Below are 19,044 nucleotides of genomic sequence, written 5' to 3'. Positions count from 1 at the left end.
AAAAAACTCACTAGGCCGCTTTTTGGTTGTATTGGCTATATTTGCCAATCAGTTCGATACCCCGCCTTGCTTCTGCCAGCCGCACCGAAATGCCATTCATGATCCGGTCGCGACTGATTGACATAGCGTCCTGGGTTCCGACGTTACCCGTCGCAAGGTCGACGATAAAACCGACTGAGCCCATGACTCCCTCGTCATAAAACTCGTTGACCCCTAGATTGCTGAAAGCAGCATTAACATCGCTTCGATCCTGTTCCAGCATCTCGGTAATTAAAACCAGCGCTGTTCTGAGATCATTGATTTCGATATCCCTGAGACCAACCAGCGCTTTCGTTGAGTCTATGCTTGAGTGGGCAATAGCCATCATCTCACTCGCAGCAGGTATCTCCGCGACTTTGGTAAGGACTTTCTCAGTGATTGTTTCTGCCAGTTTTTGTTGTCCCGCGGAGGTTTTCGGATTAAATGACTTCACCCATTTGTTTGCATATTTCAGGGGCGTGAAAAAGCCGACAGTCGCGTTACTGTGAATGCTCTTCGGATCCAGTTTTTCGGTGCTGGGCAAGATCGGTGTCGAAGTGGTTGTATATTCGCCCAGCTTGTCTATTGCCGCGCCGGCAGCTTTGGATGCGAGTATCCCCCCGACCATCGTCCCGACTACAGGTACTACAGTTCCGAGTGCTGCACCCGCTGCCCCTGCTGCAGAGGTGACCGCACCTTTTACGATGTTGAAGCCTGTATTTATGGCAAAGCGTTTGCCAATGTCGGCAGAGTTGAACATTCCATTCAACTGACGATTGACCATTTGGAGTTCACTGCCCAGGTTTTCCAGGACTTTTGTGTAGTCAACGATGTCCCTCTTGTCATCCGAGGGGAGGTCTTTTTTGGTGCCGCCGTTATCGATGAACAGGATCGGGTTGTTCGACACCATCGCGTACAGATTCAACCCGTCCACATCCCCCGCCGGATCCGCACTGATCCAGCGCTGCAACCACGGTGCGTAATAGCGCGCACCGTAGTAATACAGCCCACTGATATCCATCTCCTTGCCCGAATAACGGATGAATCTGTAACTCACCTCTACTTCGTTGCGACAAGCCATCCACGCTGTTTCGCCGAAGGGGTAATAGCCTTCCTGGCTGATCACTTGTGCCTGTTGATCGAGTTCCATGACACAGGAGCCAAGGTGGTCTTCGAGGCTGTAACGCAGTTGCTCGTTGTCGATGCCTTCGGGTTTTTTCGCCACCCAATGCAGGCAGCGCGCGTTACCGAGATTGATAACGTGCAGTTCTTCGCCGTTATCCCGCGTACGGATTTCCAGACCTGGCAGGTAGCGCACCTGCTGGAAATGTTCGGTGCTGGCGGTGAAGGTTTCGTAGTGTTTGAGGACACGCGTGCCTTGACTGTAGTCGTAGTGCTCGGCATCACTGCGCTCGTTTGCGCGCACTATCAGGGTCACCTTTTGCACTTCGTTGCGGGCGTTCCAGGTGATCGGTTGTCCGGGTTGCACCGCTTGCTGATTGCCGTGTCGATCAAACAGGACATCGAACACCGGTTCTGCATCACCCGGTTTCCAGCGCACTCCGCGATTGCTGTTCGGGTCGATGCGCATCTGCCGAGTAGAATTGTTGCCGGCGCGCACGTGGCGAAGTTCGATCAGGTTGCCGCCACGATCGTACTTATACGTCCGGGTGTAGTTGAGGCGATTGTTCGGGTCGCCCGGTTGCGGCAGGCCGGGTATGTCGGAGGGCGGGGCGTCGTCGTAACCCGTGGCACTGGTCACGCGGGAAAGCGAGTCGTAAATGAAATCGCGATGGCCGTCGATGAACTGATTGGCGAAATATCGTGGCTGGAAGACGTGGTCTTCGATGCGGGTGATATTGCCGACGCGGTCGTAAAAGTATTCGAAGTCTTGCAGTACATCGCCGCCGCTCTTGCGGCTGGACTGGGTGTGCAGGCGACCGTCCGCCGGGTCATAGCTCCATTGGCTGAGGACCTTGTTGCCGGCCAGTTGCTCGGTGATCTGCTCGGCCGCGTTGTACTGCGCGTCCAGTATCACCGGTTGCCAATCGGTCTTGCCGTTGATCAGCAACTGCGTGTGTTTGAGTTGCCCGGCGAGACCATAGCGCGACTGTTGCCGATGGCCGCCGGCATCGGTCTGCTCCAGCAGCGCGCCCAATGGGCTGAAAACCTGATGACGGGTGAACGCTGCGTCATCGTGGAAGGTGCGCGTCTCTTGCCGCGGCTGGCCGGTAAGGGCGAAGCTGTCGGCGCGCAGCGAACCCGAGCGGTCCTGCTGTTCCAGCAACTGGCCGCGCTGGTTGTGCGCGGCATCTGCCGAGGCATCGGCGTAGGTGAACACATCGACATCGGCCTCGGCGTTTTCCTCGACGGCCACGACGCGCAATTGCTCATCGAAGCGCGTGCGCCAATGGCTGCCACGTTCATCCCAGCGCTGTAAAGGTTCACCGGCCAGGCCCGGCAAGTTCAGGCGCCAGCCGGCGTCGACACTGGCGGATTTCAACACGGCACTGTTCAGGCTGTAGACCGTGACCAGACACGGGGCCGGCAGGCGTGGGTCATATTGCGCGACCGGATGTCCAGCGTGGTCGTGTGTCTGACGGGTTAGCAGGGTTTCGGCCACGTCACCGACGGCGCTGCGCAGGTAGGCAATTTGGCGCACCGGCAGGCCCCGAGCGTCGCTCACGGCCAGTGCCGGGGTACGTCGATGCACGTTGGCGGTCACGGCCGTGAAGTCCTGGCGGACGCAGGCGACTCTGCGGTGTCATTGAAGTCTTCGCTGGCGTGATACCAGGGATGGTACATCTCGCGGGAGAAGTCGCCTTTGGCGTTGACCACTTTGATCTGGCGCCCCAGAGCGTCATAGAACAACTGATCGAAAAAGCCCGATTGGCGCAGGGATCCATCGTTGACGTAACGGTGGGTGTCGGCGAAAAACGCTCGGAACTGCCGCACCGGCAAGCCCTTGTTGTTGTATTCGACCCGCGCGCTGATGCGCCAGCGCGGGTCTGCCTGAACCGTTACCAACTGGCCGTTTTCTACGATCAACCAGCCTTTGGCGTCCACGGCATAGGCGATCCCCGGATCGACCAATTGTTGGGTCTGCAGTTCTCGGCCAAATCCGTCGACACAGGCTTTGATGATCTGGATCAGCGCTGACACTGGATCGTAGGGATAACGGTCGGCAGTGAGCATGACGCTGTGCACCGGTTCGCGCCAGGCGGCAACGATCGCCTCGTACAGTGCCTGCTCGGCAGCCGTCAGGTTGCCGTGACGCTGGGCCAGTCGACGGCGCGCGCTGGCCCTGATGTGGCCGCTGGGCAGCAAATAACCGCTGGCAATCCATTCGTTGGCAGCGCTGGTGTCATTCGCAATCTGGCCCATCCAGCTGAACAGGTCCTTGCGCAGAGTGCTCGCTGCTTTCTGTACGGCAGCGGCCGGGTCGGCAATGGCCGTCTCCGGGCGCCGGTCTTCTGGAATGCTGTACTTGTCCAGCGGGCAGAAGCCGGCAGGCTGGCCGTTTTCTGTGCCGAAAAAGCTGCTGGCGATCGGCTGGCCGGATGGCTCGTAGATCGCTTCCTGAACGTTGTCATTGGCATCGAAGATCTTCAGCGGTTGCAGCGCGTGGTAATCGTACTCAATGCGGGTGGTGCAGCCGTCCGGCAGCACCACCCGCGTCACGGCCAGTGCGTGCGCGTCGTATTCGGCGCGGGTGTAGCCATGGCTGAGGGTTTCGCGATAACGCTGTACTTTGTAGAAACCGTCGAGGCCAGCGTATTCGGCATAGCCGAAACTGGCCGACCACAGGTCGTGCTCCGTACCGCCCAATGGACTCACCCAGAACAGGAAAGGCATCGGCAGATAACCGATCTTTTGCAGTTCGTCCCGCACGTTGAATGGCGGGGGCAGTACGCTGTAAGCGTCCAGTGCAGTTTTGTCCAGTTGCGCCAGCTCCAGCGGGCCGACCAGAGCTTCGAATCCGGCCACGCCGTCGTCCAGCAGCGTTCCGTCGGTATCCAGATAGCGTTGCACCGACTGCGTGGTCAATACCCGCTCGGTATTCCAGCTCGGCGAATCTTCATGCGCCATCAGGCTTTCATAGCAAACTTGCGCTGGTGTAAGCCCGCCGGGCAGGGTGCCCTTGGGCAAGACCAGCGCATTGCTGCGCTGCAGATAGGGCAAGTTCAGTCGCCAATGCTGCAAGTCAGTGAGCAGATCAATGAACGCTGATCGGATCTCACTCAGGTAAAACGATTGCTGGGCTTCGTCGTGAGCGTCGTACCACCATTGCCGCTCATCGAGATCGACAAACGGCGGTTGGTCCATTTCGGTGAGGCGCCGGGCGAAGCTGATGACCAGTGAATGCGTTGACTGACCATGGATATTCCAGCGCAGATTTACCTCTTGGCGGCATTGCGGGTCGTCGACGAACCGGTCGTACTGATAGCTGATTTTCTCCAGCAGCAGCGGTAACACGATCAAGCCGGCATAGCGGCCTTGGGCGGTCACTTCGCGCACCAGATAACGTGACTCTTGGACCGCGTAGGGTGTGGCGATTTCGGGGGCATCCACCTCGGTATCGGCCCAGGTTTCAGTGCGAATGACTGAGCCGACCAGCGCCCGGGCGATCTGATAGCGGGTGTCCTCGTCCGGCGCAGCTATCAGTTCTTCGCAGTCATCCTCGGCGTGATAACGACTGAACAGCGTGTTGCCCAGCGGCACAGCCTCGGGGTCGTGATTGAAATAGCCATCGCGCGACCGGTCCATCGACTGTCCGGTATGAAACCAGGTGCACACCCGCACCGGTTCGCTGAAGCCGACGTCGTCGTCACCGCTGGCACTCTCGCTGTCGGTTTGTTGCAGCAGGCCGAAACCGCGGAATTCGCGCTCACGACTGTCGTAGACGCCTTCGCGCCAAGTGAAGGTCTGGGTCAGGCAATTGCCGGTGATTTCATCCAGCTGTTGCTGTTTTTTGACCACCGCCACGGGGAACGGCAAGTGTGAAACCGGCAGGCGCTTGAGACTGAGCAAGCGCTGTTTTTCATCCAGCCATTCCTGCGCTGAACTGCGGTAGACCACCTCGGCGCTGCAACCCATGTTGTTATTGCTGCCGGTCAGCAGGTAGGGCTTCGCGTCGACGAAATCGTAGCGCCAATGCTGCGGTTTCAAGTACGGCACGGTCAGAATCAGGCTGGCGCACCCCAAGCCCTGCAGGTCGGCAAAACTGACCTGGCTGAGGCGGTCGTAGCGCACGCCCTCGGGCCACGGCACCAGAACAGGAATCTGCTCCACACCGTTGCCGCCGCGATTCAGGTAGATCTCGAAAAAGTCGGCTTTCAGATAAATCAATGCCGCCGTGCCGGAGCCGTCAAGGTCAGCCAGACGTACGCGAGACGCATCGAATTGCTCGTAGGTGAACGGCAACTCGCAGATCTTGCGACCTTTGCCAAAACGTCCATGACCGAGGTTCGGCCAGCAGCGGATTTCATCGTGACGAATGCGGCATAGCTCAGGCATGTCGCTGCCCAGCAGATTGCCCAGCAGCACCAGTTCGGTGGGGGAGTCGCTGAACACTGGCAAGCGATCGTCGGTTGGCTGGTGCGCGACCTCTTCGGCGGCAGCGAAACCGTGTTCGCGTCGGTTGGCGTAGACCTTGACCGAGTGAGGGCTGATCAAGCCAATGGAGAGCAGGCCGTCGCCGCTGAAATCACCCCGCACCGAGCGTGCGTTGAAAAACTCCAGCGGGAATTTTTCAAAGGGAACGAAATCGGCGAATACGTGCTGTGCGGTCAGCGTGCGGAAACCGCTGCTGCCCGGTTGCGCACTGATCCAGTCGAGGCGGCCGTCGCCGGTCATGTCGGTGAGCAGTTGGAGCACGGCGCGGATGCGATCGGCCACCGGAATCTTGTCCAGTGCGGTCCATGGCCCGTAGGTGATTTCATCCGTTGCGGGCTTGCCTCGCAGCGGTTCGCGGTAGTACCAGCATTGGTCATGGCGGCAGAGAAACCCCGGCAGACTTTCGCCGAAAAGATCGACGCAAAGGAAAGAGTCAGCGTCTTCGATTCCGGGTTGCACACTCGCTTCCAACAAACGAGACGGCGTTTTCCGGAGGTCGAAAGGGGCGCACTCAAACTCGATCGGTGGTGTGTTTTCGACAACACCGCTGGCATCGAAGGCCTGATAATGCGCCGCGCTGATCTGGCTGTAAGCCCACTGCGTAACGTTCTGCGGCGTGTGGTATTCCAGCAGCAGCCGGCGCACCAGTTTCGGTCGGTCAGTTGGGGACTTTGGAAAGTGATGGAACATCAACGTTTGCCGGCAAAGCCTGCGTGTGCCCAGTTCAAAACCCTGGCCGTGGGTCAAGAAACGGTCCGGCCTGACATTCCAGGGTTTCAATGGGGCCCCGTCATACGCCGGGATTTCGGTCAGTGACGGGCTGCGCTCGCCGTAATCGAACAGCAGATGAAAGTGCCAGTCCAGGTCGGCGGGATTGTCTATTGTCCAGCTGTAAAGGTCGCTGCTGGCGGTGAAGTTGCCGTAGCACACGCGGCGCAGATAGCGCTGAGCTCGATAGTCATGCAGGGGGGCGGGATCCTCGTCATCGGCCTTGTACTCGTAGCAGATATGTTCGCCGCGAGCGTTCAGACTTTCGCAGAGCAACCAGGTGGCGACTCGCTGCGGTGCATCGGGATCGGCAATGCGCGACGCGGCCGTTTTTCCGTAGAGGTGCAGCGAGCCGTCGGCACCGTGGATCAGCCAGAACACGCCGGCGTCTGCTTTTTCCGTTTGCGGCTGCCAGCGCTCGCGCAGGGCAAAATCGCTTTCGATCTTCGGCGAGTAACGCACCACGTCGTGCGGGCCGGTCTCGACACCGTTGTAGTGCGATTCCACGCGCGATTTGATCGAGCCATCGGCCTCAAGCTCCGGCATCCACACTTCGCCATCGGTGCCGATGATCTCGTCGTGGTCGGTGTAACGCGGTACACCTTTGTTGGTGCGGCGGCTGATCTGTCCTACGCCGCTGAGGTTCCACGAGAGGCCGAAAGGACCGTTGCCGCTCTGGCTGCTGTAGACCAGTGCAAATTGCGGATCCCAGCCGCGCCCGGCTGAAACGGGAATCGGCAGATCGAACGACGCCGCGCCGGTCGGCCCCACGGCGCCCCAGCTTTTGCCGATGGTGGCGATCGATGCGCTTTTGGCGATGGAAGGCGTGGTGATGCTCAGCTCTTGTTGCTCGGCCATGGTCGAATCCATTGCGCACAGGTTGGGCGTGAATGGGTTGACGCTAACAAGAATGGCGCTGAAATGAACCTGTCAGATCTGACAGGTGCGCAAGATCATTTTGTGTGCTTCGGCAGGTTTTTTATCGCGAGAGTGTTACACATACAAAAAACGGCCGGCTCATCCCTGCGGATGAACCGGCCGTTTTTTATTGGAGCGAAGGGCTTACTGCACTTCTACCGCCAGGCTTTCGCTGATCTTCTGTTGCCAGATCGCCGGGCCGGTGATGTGTACCGATTCACCTTTGCTGTCCACCGCGACGGTGACCGGCATGTCCTTGACCTCGAACTCGTAGATCGCTTCCATGCCCAGTTCGGCGAATGCCAGCACCTTCGACTTCTTGATCGCCTGAGCAACCAGATAAGCCGCGCCGCCAACGGCCATCAGGTACACGGCTTTGTTGTCCTTGATCGCTTCGATCGCGGTAGGGCCGCGCTCGGATTTGCCGATCATGCCCAGCAAGCCGGTTTGCTCAAGGATCTGCCGGGTGAACTTGTCCATCCGCGTTGCGGTGGTCGGGCCCGCCGGGCCAACCACTTCGTCACCGACCGGATCAACCGGACCGACGTAGTAGATGAAGCGACCTTTGAGGTCGACCGGCAGGGTTTCACCCTTGTTGAGCATCTCGACCATGCGCTTGTGCGCGGCGTCGCGACCGGTGAGCATTTTGCCGTTGAGCAGGACGGTTTCGCCCGGCTTCCAGCTCTGCACGTCTTCCGGAGTCAAGGTGTCGAGGTTGACACGACGGGCCGACGGGCCGGCTTCCCAGACGATTTCCGGGTAGGCGTCCAGCGGAGGCGCTTCCAGCGAGGCCGGGCCGGAACCGTCGAGCACAAAGTGCGCGTGACGGGTGGCGGCGCAGTTCGGGATCATGCACACCGGCAGCGAGGCGGCGTGGGTCGGGTAGTCCATGATTTTCACGTCGAGCACGGTGGTCAGGCCACCGAGGCCCTGGGCGCCGATGCCCAACTGGTTGACCTTCTCGAACAGCTCCAGACGCATTTCTTCGATGCGGTTCTGTGGGCCACGGGCCTTCAGCTCGTGAATGTCGATGGATTCCATCAACACTTCTTTGGCCATGACTGCGGCTTTCTCGGCGGTGCCGCCGATGCCGATGCCGAGCATGCCCGGTGGGCACCAGCCGGCGCCCATGGTCGGAACGGTCTTCAGCACCCAGTCAACGATCGAGTCGGACGGGTTGAGCATGGCCATTTTCGACTTGTTCTCGGAACCGCCGCCTTTGGCCGCCACGTCCACTTCCACGGTGTTGCCCGGGACGATGGAGTAGTGAATCACGGCAGGGGTGTTGTCCTTGGTGTTTTTGCGAGCGCCCGCCGGGTCGGCGAGGATCGAGGCGCGCAGGACGTTTTCCGGCAGGTTATAGGCGCGACGCACGCCTTCGTTGATCATGTCGTCCAGGCCCATGGTGGCGCCATCCCAACGCACGTCCATGCCGACGCGCACGAACACGGTAACGATACCGGTGTCCTGGCAAATCGGGCGATGGCCGGTGGCGCACATGCGCGAGTTGATCAGGATCTGCGCCATCGAGTCACGGGCCGCTGGCGATTCTTCGCGCAGGTAGGCTTCGTGCATCGCCTGGATGAAATCCACGGGGTGGTAATAGGAAATGAACTGCAGGGCGTCGGCAACGCTCTGAATCAGGTCGTCTTGCTTGATCACGGTCATGAGTCGCGCTCCTCTAAAAGACGGGAACATTCTATGGGGCAGCTACAAGCTTCAAGCTTTCAGCGGCAAGTTGGAGCAGTACGCGGACTGCTTGAGCTAGCGGCTTGAAGCTTGCAACTTGAAGCTGGCCCTTGGGGCCGGGCACGCCGGGGCTGCTGGCGCGACGCTAAAAAGGCGCGGCAGTATACCGCGCCTCGGTGGGGCATACACGCGCCGGCAGTCATTCGTTGGTCGCATGGGTGGGCGAATATCGGACATCGGGTTTGCACTTCAGCATCTACCCCCTCACCCCAGCCCTCTCCCCCAAGGGGGCGAGGGGGAAAGGGAGCCGATCTTCATGTAGTTCAGACCTGAGTTCGACTCGGGAAAGGAAGCTGATCTTCATGTTGTTCAAGCCTGAGTTCGGCTTGGTATTTCAGGTCGGTGTAACTCGGAAAAACAACTCGGTCAGTCCCCTCTCCCTCTGGGAGAGGGCTAGGGTGAGGGGCTTTTGACGGTAGACGCAGGCCACACTTTTGACGTCAAATTTCGAGCCCGAAAATCGGTGGTCATTTATCGACTACGCCTCTAAAGTGGCAGCCGGTCTGTAGAGTAGGACACTCGGTCAGCCTCTTTTCGCACGGTGAGTCAACGATTGACCCATAACGCCATTCAACGTCTTTTGCTCAAACGCTTTGCCCTCGCTGCAGCCACCTATGGATTGGCTTTGCTGCTGCTGTGGCTGGCGTTTTTTACCGGACATTACGCCCAGTCCCTGAGCTCCGTGACCATTGGCAGTGCGCTGGTGGTGATCAGCCAGTCGGTGCTGTTCGCGCTGTTCTGGAGCGGGCGCAACCTGCGCTTTGCCGATCCCAGCCTGACCGAAGCGCAGGTGTTGGTCGGTCTCGGCTGGCAGACCTGGCTGATCGCCCATCTGGATGAAGCCCGTGGCGCCTTTCTGGTGTTCTACGTGCTGATCCTGCTGTTCGGCCTGTTCCATCTCAGTCGACGGGCGTTCATCCGCTGCGCACTGCTGGTGTTCTTCAGTTTCTGCGCGATCACGCTGTGGGACGGCTACCACTTCCGCTTGCGCGAACCGGCGCTTGCTGCCCTGCAGGTGTGCATTCTGGCGATGGTGCTGGCGTGGCTGGTGCTTTACGCACGCTTCGTCCAGGTTTCGCGGCAACGCCAGCGCCAGCGCCGGTTTGCCTTGCAGGCGCATCAGGACACCCTGCGCGGGATGATGCGTCAGCTCGAAGATCTGGTTGCCACCGACGAATTGACCGGCCTGTTCAATCGTCGGCACTTTCTGCGTCTGGCCACACGTGAACTCAATGCAATGGACGATGATGTCGTGCACGGTCTGGCACTGATCGACCTCGACCACTTCAAACGCATCAATGACCTGCACGGCCATGCCGCCGGCGATCAGGTGTTGCAGGCCTTCGCCGGCGTTGCCCAAGCCTGTCTGCGCGACGGCGATGTGCTGGCGCGCTATGGTGGTGAGGAATTCGTCCTGTTGCTGCCCGATTGCGATGCCGAACGGCTGACCGCGTGTTGCGAGCGTCTGCGCATCGCCTTCACCGACGTCGAATTGGTCGGACTGAATGTGCGCAACCTCAGCCTGTCGGCCGGCATGACCCTGCTGGCGTTGGGCGATGATCTGGACGACGCCTTGCAGCGTGCCGATCAGGCGTTGTATCGGGCCAAGCGTGACGGGCGCAATCGTTGTGCGGCCGCGTGGGAGAGCGTCGATGCCTGAACTTCGCGTCGGTGAACGACAATGGTCAGTGGCGGCGGGCAGCAATCTGCTCGATGCCCTCAATCAGAACGGCGTCGCTGTGCCTTACAGCTGCCGCGCCGGCAGTTGTCATGCCTGTCTGGTGCAATGCGTGCAAGGCCTGCCCACCGACAATCGCCCGGACGCCTTGAGCGCCGAACAGCGTCAGCAAGGCTGGCGTCTGGCGTGCCAGTGTCAGGTCGTCGAAGACTTGCAGGTGCACACCTTCGACCCGGTCACCGACGGTCGCCCGGCGGTGGTCGAGGCGCTGGACTGGCTCAGCGACAGCGTCCTGCGCTTGCGTCTGACCCCGCAACGGCCGTTGCGCTACAGCGCCGGGCAACATCTGGTGTTGTGGATCGATCACATCGCTCGGCCATATTCGCTGGCGAGCCTGCCGGAAGAAGACCGTTTTCTCGAATTCCACCTTGATTGCCGTCAGCCAGGCGAATTCAGTGATGCGGCGCGACGTTTGCAGATCGGCGACGCGATTCGCCTTGGCGAATTGCGCGGCGGCGCCTTGCATTACGACCCCGACTGGCACAGCCGGCCGCTATGGCTGCTCGCCGCCGGCACCGGTCTTGGCCCGTTGTTCGGCGTGCTGCGCGAAGCCTTGCGTCAGGATCACCAAGGCGCGATCCGCGTCATTCATGTGGCTCATGACGCTGATGAACACTATCTGGCCAAACCCCTTGCCGCACTGGCCGCACAGCGCGAAAACCTCACTGTCGAACTGTGGGCGGCGGCCGACTCAGCCGCCGCTTTGGCGCAACTGCGCCTTGTTTCCCGGCAAACCCTGGCCTTAGTCTGCGGCTCGACGACCAGTGTCGACGCTTTCGCAAGGCGTCTGTACCTGGCCGGATTGCCGCGCAACCAACTGCTGGCCGACGTATTTTTGAGCCGTGGTTGAGCGCTGAATTTCAGACGCGAGACACGCCATGACTGATGCCATCCTGCTGGAGCGCGAACGCGGTTTGCTGACCCTGTGGCTCAATCGCCCGGACAAGAAAAACGCCCTGACCCGCGCCATGTACAGCCGTCTCGCCGAAGCGCTGAAGCAGGCCGATGGCGATCCTGAGATCAACGCCGTGCTGATCACCGGCAGCGCCGCGTGCTTCACCGCCGGCAACGACATCGCCGACTTTATCCAGCAACCGCCGAGCGACCTCGACAGCCCGGTGTTTCATTTCATGCTCAATCTGCTCGAATGCCGCAAGCCGGTGATTGCCGCTGTAGCCGGCGCGGCGGTGGGCATCGGCACCACGCTGTTGTTGCATTGCGATCTGGTTTACGTCAGCGGCGATGCGCGGTTGCGCATGCCGTTCGTCAATCTTGGGTTGTGCCCGGAATTCGGCTCGAGCCTGATCCTGCCGCGTTTGCTTGGGCAGGCCAAAGCGGCGGAGTTGTTGTTGCTCGGCGAAGGATTTAGCGGTGAACAGGCTGCGCAGTGGGGGATTGCCACTGAGGCGTTGGGCAGTGGTGAAGCGGCGTTGCGCAAGGCACGGGAAGTGGCATTGCGTTTTGAAGAATTGCCGGCGGAAGCGGTGCGCATCAGCAAACAATTGATGAAAGCCCCGGATCGCGAGTTGATTCGCAAGGTGATCGAGGAGGAGGGCGTGTTGTTCACCCAGCGCCTTCGTTCGCCGGAAGCAATGGCGGCGTTGACCGGGTTTATCAAACGGCATTGAAAAGCCAACCCTCATCGGAACGCCGCCCGCCCAGCCCTCTCCCAGAGGGAGCCGACCGAGGTGTAATGCGTTATACATCGACTTGAAAGAACCGGTCGGATTCAACGCAGACAACAAAAAGCCCCGCCATTCACATGGCGGGGCTTTGGTTTTTCAGCGCATCACTCAGACCTGCGGGTCGCCCACGTGCAGGATCTTCATGCCGTTGGTGCCGCCGGTGGTGTGGTAGCTGTCGCCCTTGGTCAGGATGACCCAGTCGCCTTTTTCCACAACGCCGCGCTTGACCAGTTCGTCGATCGCCTTCTGGCTGACTTCGTGCGGTTCCAGCGAGGCCGGATCGAACGGTACGGTGTACACGCCACGGAACATGGCTGCGCGCGCCTGAGTCTCGCGGTGCGGCGAGAACGCATAGATCGGCACCGAAGAACGGATACGCGACATGATCAGCGGGGTGTAGCCACTTTCGGTCAGCGCGATGATCGCTTTGACGCCCGGGAAGTGGTTGGCGGTGTACATGGTCGCCAGTGCGATGCTTTCGTCGCAGCGGGTGAATTCCTTGCCGATGCGGTGGCTGGACGTTTTACCGGTCGGGTGCTTTTCAGCGCCAACGCAGATGCGCGCCATCGCTTGCACAGCTTCCAGTGGGTACAGACCGGCAGCGGATTCAGCAGACAACATCACGGCGTCGGTGTAGTCGAGCACGGCGTTGGCCACGTCGGACACTTCGGCGCGGGTCGGCATCGGGTTCTGGATCATCGACTCCATCATCTGGGTCGCGACGATCACAGCCTTGTTGTGGCGGCGTGCGTGCAGAATGATTTTCTTCTGAATGCCCACCAGTTCGGCGTCGCCGATTTCCACACCGAGGTCACCACGGGCAACCATCACTGCGTCGGACGCCTTGATCAGGCCGTCGAGGGTTTCGTCATCGGCCACGGCTTCAGCACGTTCGATCTTCGCCACCAGCCAGGCAGTGCCGCCGGCTTCGTCGCGCAGTTGACGGGCGTATTCCATGTCGGCAGCGTCACGCGGGAAGGACACTGCGAGGTAGTCGACTTCCATTTCAGCGGCGAGCTTGATGTCGGCCTTGTCTTTTTCAGTCAGGGCCGGCGCGGTCAGGCCGCCACCGCGACGGTTGATGCCTTTGTGGTCGGACAGCGGGCCGCCGATGGTCACGGTGCAATGCAATGCGTCGTCAGTTTGGGTATCAACGCGCATCACCACACGGCCGTCGTCGAGCAGCAGCTCGTCGCCCACGCCGCAGTCCTTGACCAGATCCGGGTAGTCGATGCCGACCACTTGCTGGTTGCCTTCGGTCAACGGATGGCTGGTGGAGAAGGTGAACTTGTCACCGATCTTCAGCTCGATCTTCTTGTTGGCGAATTTGGCGATACGGATTTTCGGGCCTTGCAGGTCACCGAGCAGGGCGACGAAGCGGCCGTGCTTGGCAGCGAGGTCACGCACCAGCTTCGCGCGAGCCTTGTGCTCGTCGGGGGTGCCGTGGGAGAAGTTCAGACGGGCAACGTCCAGACCAGCCAGAATCAGCTGTTCGAGAACTTCCGGCGAGTTACTGGCCGGGCCAAGGGTAGCGACGATTTTGGTACGACGGACGGACATGCAAAGACTCCTGAGTTCAAGCGCTAGCGAAGGCTACTATGCTCGAAGGGTGTAGTCATTGTTCGTTTGCACTACTTAATGGTTTCTTTATTGAACAAGGCAACTTTGGGACAAACGCGCCTGAAGATTTCCGACCGTGGGTCGATACAGAGCACAAGACAGGAGAACCCCCATGCGATTGTTGCCCATTGCCGCCCTTGCCCTCAGCGTCCTCGCCGTGACGGGCTGCACCCGTTGGTCGATGAACCATCATTTGAACAACGCTTACAGCGCCTATGACCGCGGCAATTGCGAGCAGGTCATGCTCGAACTGTCCAAGGTCGAACGCGCCAGCCGTGCCCGCCCGTACGTGTGGCCGGAAGTGTCGATGATGCGCGGCCAGTGTCTGGAACGGCAGAAGATGTTTGTCGACGCGGCGCAGACCTACCAGTTCATCATTGCGTCTTACCCGAACAGCGAATACGCCTTCCGCGCCCGCGCGCGTCTGGAAACCTTGCAGAGCCTGGGCCATTACCCGACGCGCAGTGCCGCTGCCGTGGTGCGCCCGACCCGCTTCTGATGACAGTTGTCATACAAAATCTGGCCGTGTGTACAAGCTGAGCTATAGTCGAATAACCCGGGTTTAGAGCCGAATCTGTAAACCCGGAGCAACACCTGCGACTGGCAAGTGGTCAAGTGACGGCGACGTAGCGACCGTCACACCGGAAGCGGGGAGAGCGGGCCTGCAATGCAGGAACGTTCCGAAGCAAAGGTGCGGCTCTGTGACGGAGCCTTGCATGGCGAACTGCGCATGTTTACCGACCGCCGGATCGAACGGCATCAATTGCCGTATTTCCTCAGAGTGTTCAATACCGTTACCGACAAACAGATCGGTTTTCTCGGCAATGTCTCCGCAGACGGGCTGATGCTGATCAGCCAGTTGCCGATGATGGTGGGCGTGGACTTCCAGCTACGCCTGAAAATCCCCGCCAGCGATGGCTGCCAACAGGTCATGGACTTCACCGCGTGTTGCGTCTGGTGCCATGAAGACGCCACACCACTGCATTACGACGCCGGGTTCATTCTCCTGCAACCGCCGGTGGAGTTTGGCCAGTTGGTGCAGGCGTTGCGGCAGTATTTCAGTTTTCAGCCGTTGCCGGCTTCGGCTTGATTTCGGCGGCGCTCGCTGTTGCCATTGCTGGTAAGCCGCCGCCTGTAAGTTTGGCACTGTGCATGAGAGCTGCTGTCGACGCAGACCCTGTCGGAGCGGGCTTGCGAACGATGGAGTCTTCACAGGTTCCCCTGATCCAAAACCAGACCACAGCGATCACTCGCTCCTGATCCAGCGCCTTCTCCACCTGTAATAACTCCCATCTCTCTCAATTGATAGATCGCCATCGTCAGATGCCTTGGCTTGTCTTCGGGGCTGTCACGGGGTCGAGCAGCAGAATGCTGACCGAAGAAAAGGTTTAGTAGGTTTGAATGGCCATCGCTTCGGGGTTAACGTCAGGCGCGACCATGAGTATCTGCATGCCACGATTCACGTAATTGCGCGACGGCGCAGTAGCGGCTTTTTTGAGTAGTGATCGATGTAGCCCGCTGTCACTCCCCTTGCAGGACGCAGTCAGAGTAGGTTGTGGGAAGTGTTGCCGTTGGTCGGGACTGTCAGAAGTATCAGGTGCGCAAGTGCACGAGTTCGCCCTAGGATTTTTTGCACTCAGCATCGCCATTCTTGAACAGTCCAGGAGACAGTTATGTCCATATCTAATGACGGTACAAATGAGGACACGCCTGGCGAGTCCCTGGAAGTCCCACAAGGGGGTGGCGAAGTTGAAAGTGGATCCGAACAGGTTGACTTCCCTGTCGAGAGTTCTGACGTCTCTCTTGATTCCATACCTCCTCCCCCCCCGACCATCAATCTGATCAAAAACATTTCCGGTTCACCTTATCCCGGCGCAGGCACAGGTATTTCCGGAGCGTATGTCTTTATTTATGTCGCGGGTACGCCGACTGGAGTAATTGGGGGGGCGCCTGTTACATCCGGAAAATGGAGTGGGGCGATCACTTTCCCCGTTAACGTAAACAAAAGCAGAATCGAAGTACTTCAGAGACTCGACGGACAGTATTCTGAACGTACAGCGCCAATGGAGATCTATCGAGCAATCTTGACTTTTCCGAGACCCAACACTCCTGAACTCGCTAACGGCCTGATTTTCCGTGGCATCGGTGCTCCGAACTCGAAGGTGCTCATCGTCAAGTCTCCTCCCCATCATGGTGAAGTTCTGAGCGCTGAAACTACCATTGATGGCCAAGGAAACTGGCAAGCGCCTCTTACAGCGAATACGCTCAATGGTCCCGTGTCGGTCAGTGCTTTGGTTTCTCATGTCGGTACGACCAGCATATATACATTACCTGTGCTCTTCACGGTGCTGGCCCCACCTGTGGTCCTCAAACCACTACCGTCTTCCTTGAACGATCAGTCTTTCCTGTTGGAAGGTAACAACGGTACGCCCGGCGCCCGGCTGGAGGTGCTGCCCCCTGTGGGTGACACTCCGCTTTATGGCTCGGGCACCGTGCCAGCGGGCGATGGTGCCTGGAGTATTCCGCTCACTGGAGTACCGTCGGGTAAGCTCAATCTCGTCGTCGAACAGATTTCGAATAACGTCCGCTCAGGCCGTAGCCAAACGTTGTCACTGCAAATCCGGCCTCCCGTGCTTCTGATCGCCGGTCCTCCTGCAGCAAGCATACAAAACACATCGTTCACCCTCACTGGGAAAGGCGCGGTGGCAAATGCGACCATCAAGATCTTCAAGGATCTGTCCGGCAATCCGCCGTTGATCAGTATTCCCGGTGCGACGGCCGGAGATTGGACCGCATCACTTTCAGGCCTCGCCCCAGGAGTGCTGTCCCTTGTAGCAGTGCAGGAAGTGGATGGCGTTCCATCGACGCCCAGCGCTGCCCGCGCCTTCAAAATCCGCCCTCCAAAGTTGGCCGACCCTGTCGTCACCTATCCCACTGACACCACAGTGAAATTCTCTGGAGCGGGCCATGACCGCGCCACAGTGCAGTTCACTATCGACAGTGACCCGAGTGCAACACCTCCGCCCCCTGTTGTCGTGGCGAATGGCAAATGGGAAACCATCGCAACGAACTGGCCGGTTGGTACATACAAGCTGACAATTGTTCAGAAACTTACCGACGGTGCTGGCGGCTGGATCGAATCGCTGCCCCTGGAATTCACTCTGAACAAAGCGCTGCCTGATGTCAGCGATTTGAAGCACACCGTGGAATACCGGCCAACCTTCAGTGGCAAAGGTTTCAATGGCGCCACGGTGCACGTTCGTCATCCCAACAGTGCCAACCTGGCCGCGCCAGCGAAAGATGTTGTCGGTAATGAATGGTCAACCACAGCTTCGGCAGAGTGGGGACCCACAAACAATCGGGAAGTCCACATCAAACAAGTTTTGAATGGTCAATGGTCACCCACCTGGTGCGTCCTCAACGTCACTATTCCGCCATTGGCGCCCGAACTCAACGTACCTTCCGAAGAGGGCCTTTCCCCGGTATTCAGCGGCAGCGGTTGGTCGGGAGCGGAGGTGTACATCAACTTCAGCGATGATCCACAGACGTATAAAGTGAACGTCGTTGCAAAGGTCTGGACGTTCCAGCGACCCACCCCCTTTAGCGTGAATACCCCTCACAAGATCGAAGTGCATCAGGTTGCCCAAGGGCTTGATTCACCGAAAGTGGACAGGACTTTCACGGTTTATCCTGTGATAGCCCAACCGGTCATCACTTATCCGCTGCAAGGCAGTGAAGTACCCCGTGACATATCCGTCACCGGCTCGGGCGGCATGGAGGGCGCCACGATGCGATTGTGGGATGACCGATTCGGGAAGTATCTGACTTTGCCGCAGAGGCTCACCAACAATGATAAATGGTCAATCGACCTCACCGGTCTGGCTTTTGACGAGCATGTCATTCGGGCGGAGCAAACGATCTACGAGCGACCTTTCAAGCGAAGTGAGCAATGCAAATTCAAGGCAGTTGTACTCCCTCCGGAGATTACTTGTCCGAACGGCGGAGAAAAGTTGTCACGCACCTCGACGCTCTCCGGGAAGGGGATGCCGTACGCACAGGTCGAAGTGTGGATGCTCGGCGATACTTCTGCGCCACTCACCGAAGCGGAGGTAAATAGCGAAGGCGAATGGAGTGTTGTGGTGACCTTGCCGGTGGGTCATAAAACCATCTGGGCCCTGCAAATTTACGACAATGACGGTGACCCGCAAACTTCGAGGGATAGTGATCGGGTGACCTATCAGGTCGTCCCGAAAGCACCTGATATCGAATCCCCGACGACAGATGATCATGCCGGGCGGGTATTGGTTGTGTCCGGTTTCGGCGTGTCGGGCGACACAGTCACGGTCAAGGTGGGCAGTGCACATCAAAGTGCCCCTGTGAGGGCCGATCGCACTTGGTGGGTGAGGCTGGAACTCGACCAGCCTGGTGGCGATTCTTTGCTGGAGGTGGTCTCGGCGCTCGGTGAATTCGAATCGGCGCCGGCAACGCGGCCGATTGTGTTGAACACTTACGAGCCCACCATTGAGGTGCCGGCACCAGGTAGTTGGGTGGCTAACCCGGTGTCCCTGGCAGGCAACGGTCGCCAAGGCGTCGGAGCAGTCGTGAGCTGGTTCAACCCGGATCTGGTATTGACCGCGAACATTCCCGTCGATCCCTTGAACGGCTGGCAAGCGCAGTCCGGACCGTTGCTGATGGCGGGAGGGCAATGGTTTCGATTCAGGCAGAGCCTCACCGATGCTGAAAAAGGCTCTGACTGGATTGATAGCGAGCGCTTTGAGGTCGAACCGGGTTCTTCGAAATTTTCATAAGTCAATTTTCCGATGAGTGGTCATAAATACTGTCAGATCTGACAGTAGGCGAATGTCACTCAAAAGCGCTAAATCCTTATGCACCCACCGGCAATCTGATGGTGAAGCCAGGTTGCCGGCACCC

General features: G+C 59.1%; 10 protein-coding genes. 6 read left to right on the top strand and 4 right to left on the bottom strand.

Features of this window, described 5'->3' with window-relative positions; genetic code table 11:
• Positions 1-10 precede the first annotated feature (10 nt).
• The 3 genes from PspR84_RS22665 to PspR84_RS22655 form a co-directional block, all read right to left on the bottom strand.
• On the bottom strand, positions 11-2,743 hold the full coding sequence (locus PspR84_RS22665) for an RHS repeat-associated core domain-containing protein (RefSeq protein WP_160059206.1): 2,733 nt from the start codon (positions 2,741-2,743) through the stop codon (positions 11-13).
• Positions 2,740-7,260: a SpvB/TcaC N-terminal domain-containing protein gene (locus PspR84_RS22660; RefSeq protein ID WP_160059205.1), complete on the bottom strand. Its 4,521-nt coding sequence runs from the start codon at positions 7,258-7,260 to the stop codon at positions 2,740-2,742. The genes PspR84_RS22665 and PspR84_RS22660 overlap by 4 nt, the downstream gene beginning before the upstream one ends.
• Positions 7,261-7,464: 204 nt before the next feature.
• Positions 7,465-8,988 carry a fumarate hydratase gene (locus PspR84_RS22655; RefSeq protein WP_007916251.1) on the bottom strand — a complete coding sequence of 508 codons (1,524 nt, stop codon included), beginning with the start codon at positions 8,986-8,988 and terminating at the stop codon, positions 7,465-7,467.
• A gap of 634 nt (positions 8,989-9,622) precedes the next feature.
• Here PspR84_RS22655 and PspR84_RS22650 point away from each other — a divergent pair.
• The 3 genes from PspR84_RS22650 to PspR84_RS22640 are packed head-to-tail and all read left to right on the top strand — an operon-like array spanning position 9,623 to position 12,435.
• On the top strand, positions 9,623-10,729 hold the full coding sequence (locus PspR84_RS22650; protein ID WP_160059204.1) for a GGDEF domain-containing protein: 1,107 nt from the start codon (positions 9,623-9,625) through the stop codon (positions 10,727-10,729).
• Positions 10,722-11,657 carry an iron-sulfur-binding ferredoxin reductase gene (locus PspR84_RS22645; protein ID WP_160059203.1) on the top strand — a complete coding sequence of 312 codons (936 nt, stop codon included), beginning with the start codon at positions 10,722-10,724 and terminating at the stop codon, positions 11,655-11,657. The genes PspR84_RS22650 and PspR84_RS22645 overlap by 8 nt, the downstream gene beginning before the upstream one ends.
• Positions 11,658-11,685: 28 nt before the next feature.
• The gene (locus PspR84_RS22640) at positions 11,686-12,435 is read left to right on the top strand and encodes an enoyl-CoA hydratase-related protein (RefSeq protein WP_160059202.1); all 750 of its coding nucleotides are present in this window, start codon (positions 11,686-11,688) and stop codon (positions 12,433-12,435) included.
• Positions 12,436-12,600: 165 nt separating this feature from the next.
• Here the strand turns inward: PspR84_RS22640 and pyk are convergent, their stop codons facing one another.
• A complete protein-coding gene (pyk, locus tag PspR84_RS22635; protein WP_122589649.1) occupies positions 12,601-14,052 on the bottom strand; it encodes a pyruvate kinase in 1,452 nt (483 codons plus the stop codon).
• A gap of 172 nt (positions 14,053-14,224) precedes the next feature.
• Here pyk and PspR84_RS22630 point away from each other — a divergent pair, with 172 nt between their 5' ends.
• From PspR84_RS22630 to PspR84_RS22620, 3 genes are all read left to right on the top strand, one after another.
• Positions 14,225-14,611, top strand: a complete 387-nt coding sequence (locus PspR84_RS22630) for a tetratricopeptide repeat protein (protein ID WP_160059201.1) — start codon at positions 14,225-14,227, stop codon at positions 14,609-14,611.
• Positions 14,612-14,842: 231 nt separating this feature from the next.
• Entirely contained in the window at positions 14,843-15,202 is a 360-nt protein-coding gene (locus PspR84_RS22625) for a PilZ domain-containing protein (RefSeq protein WP_160060131.1), read from the top strand.
• A 583-nt stretch (positions 15,203-15,785) separates the two neighbouring features.
• Complete coding sequence (locus PspR84_RS22620; RefSeq protein WP_160059200.1) at positions 15,786-18,920, top strand: hypothetical protein; 3,135 nt, start codon at positions 15,786-15,788, stop codon at positions 18,918-18,920.
• The last annotated feature ends 124 nt before the right edge of the window (positions 18,921-19,044 follow it).

This window comes from Pseudomonas sp. R84, assembly GCF_009834515.1.
In the GTDB taxonomy this organism is placed as follows: domain Bacteria; phylum Pseudomonadota; class Gammaproteobacteria; order Pseudomonadales; family Pseudomonadaceae; genus Aquipseudomonas.
This window is presented reverse-complemented; position numbering and strand designations above follow the sequence as displayed.